Consider the following 2,170-nt stretch of genomic DNA (forward strand, 5'->3'; position numbering starts at 1 on the left):
GGGGGTGGGATGAGGGTGTGGCAGTTGTCTGAGGAGCTGGTGCACTGCTTGTCTGAGGTGCCCGTGCGCAGCTTGTCTGAGGTGCGGGTCGTCTGAGGTGTCGCCCTCACTCCGCCGCACACGCCTCCCGCAAAGCCGCCAGGAACGGCGCAACCGCGGGCGGTACCGAGCGCCCCCGCGCCGTCGCCGCGTACACCGCGCGGGCCGGGGCGGAGTCGTCCCGCAGGGGGACCAGGGTGATGTCCGGGCGGACCGACTCGGCCGCGAGGGCGGGGATCAGGGTCACGCCGAGGCCCGCGGCGACGTACCCCTGTTTCGCCGTCCACTCGGCGACGACGTGTGCGACGCGCGGCCGGAAGCCGTGGCGGAGTGCGGTGTGCAGCAGGGTGCCCTCGACGCGATGGCTGCCGGATATCCACTCCTCATCGGCGAGTTGGGGAAGCCGCAGCTCGGTTTCGGTCGCCAGTGCGTGGGCCGTGGGCAGGGCGACGTACAGCGTTTCGTCGAGCAGATGGTGCAGCTCGTACGCGTCGGCGGGCAGGGCGCCGCCCGTCGTGGAGACCACCGCCAGGTCGAGTTCGCCCTCGGTGAGGCGGGACAGGAGCGCGGGCGTCAGGCCCTCCTCGCGCGTGAGGGTCACGCCGGGGTGCCGGGTACGGAACCGTCCCATCGCCCGTGGCACCAGCCCCGCGTCCGCCGTCGCGAACGCGCCGACCCGCAGCAGCCCGCCGGTCGCCTCCCGCAACGCGGTCAACTCCCGCCCCATGGAATGGAGTCGGGCCAGCAGGTCCTCCGCGTGCGGCAGGAGGGCCCGGCCTTGCGCGGTCGGGCGTACCCCGCGTGGCAGCCGGTCGAAGAGCGGCGCCCCGCCGAGGGCCGACTCCAGCGAGGAGATCTGCCGCGACACGGCGGACTGCGTCCACCCCAGTTCCCGAGCGGCCACCGTGAACGACCCGTGCCGGGCCACGTCCAGGAACGTGCGGAGCCAGACGGTCGAGAGGTCCGGGGGAGTGACGTCGGCCGTCACGAGTTCCGGGAAAGCGGTGTCGGCCATGCGTGCGACATGCTGATTCGGCATGGCTCGCATGCTAGAGACTCGCTTGTCGCATCCCTTCCCCGGGCCTAGCGTCGGACGCATGGAGAAGATCGCGGGCAAACCCGCTGAGAACACCGCAGAGAACACCACACAGAACACCACGGAGAAGATCGCGTTTCTCGGGCTCGGGCACATGGGGGAGCCGATGGCCCGTCAGTTGCTGTCCGCAGGGCATCCGTTGACCGTCTGGAACCGAACCGCCGCGAAGGCGGAGGTGCTGGTCGAGGCGGGAGCGACGGCCGCCGCGACGCCCGCCGAGGCGGTACGTGACGCCGACGTCGTCATCACCATGCTCGCGGGCCCCGACGCGGTGCGCGCGGTCGCCGACGCCGTCGTCCCCGCGCTGCGCGAGGGCGCGTACTGGGTGGAGATGTCGACCGTCGGCCCCGATGTCGTGGCCGAGCTCGGCAAGCGGGTGCCCGACGGTGTCACCCTCGTCGACGCCCCCGTCATGGGCAGCACCGACAAGGCCGCCGCGGGCCGGCTCGGCATCCTCGCGGGCGGCGACGCGGCGGGCGTCGAGCACGTCCTCGCCCGCTTCGGTCCCGTCACCCGCACCGGCCCCCTCGGCTCGGCCGCCGCGCTCAAACTCGTCGTCAACACCGCCGTCATCGGTGGCGTGGCCCTCGTCGCCGAGGCGATGAAGCTCGCCGACGCGCTCGGCCTGGACGAGGGAACCGCCAAGGACGCCCTCGCCAAGGGGCCGCTCGCGGGTGCGGTCGCCCGCGCCTTCGCCGAGGGCGTGCACTTCGGCAGCGATCTCGCCGTCAAGGACATCTCCCTGGCCACCCGCGTCGCCGAACTGCCCGCCATGGAAGCGGTGTTGTCACACTTCGAGGCGGCCGCCGCCGACCCGGACGTCGTGCACGAGGACATCGCCCGCGCCGTCACCCGCATCCGCGCCCGCCGCACCCCCTGAAAGGAGTACGCAGCCATGCGTATCACCCTCGACAACCCGGCCTCGGCGCCCCAGCCCATGGGCCCCTACTCCCAGGTCGCCCGCGTCCAACTCGACGACGGGGGAGTGCTGTTGTACCTCTCGGGTCAGATAGGCGAGGGCGACGACGTCGCCGC

The 2,170-nt window shown here is 72.5% G+C and carries 2 protein-coding genes; one reads left to right on the plus strand and one right to left on the minus strand.

Annotated elements, in window-relative coordinates:
• Positions 1–106: 106 nt before the first annotated feature.
• Complete coding sequence (locus tag AOK22_RS37065; protein ID WP_425264114.1) at positions 107–1,078, minus strand: LysR family transcriptional regulator; 972 nt, start codon at positions 1,076–1,078, stop codon at positions 107–109.
• Between the two features lie 58 nt (positions 1,079–1,136).
• On the opposite strand from AOK22_RS37065, the gene AOK22_RS37070 reads away from it, so the two are divergent.
• Positions 1,137–2,015: an NAD(P)-dependent oxidoreductase gene (locus AOK22_RS37070; RefSeq protein WP_079037081.1), complete on the plus strand. Its 879-nt coding sequence runs from the start codon at positions 1,137–1,139 to the stop codon at positions 2,013–2,015.
• Positions 2,016–2,170: the final 155 nt, after the last annotated feature.

Origin of the sequence: Streptomyces silaceus, assembly GCF_001419745.1 — a bacterium.
GTDB lineage: Bacteria > Actinomycetota > Actinomycetes > Streptomycetales > Streptomycetaceae > Streptomyces > Streptomyces silaceus.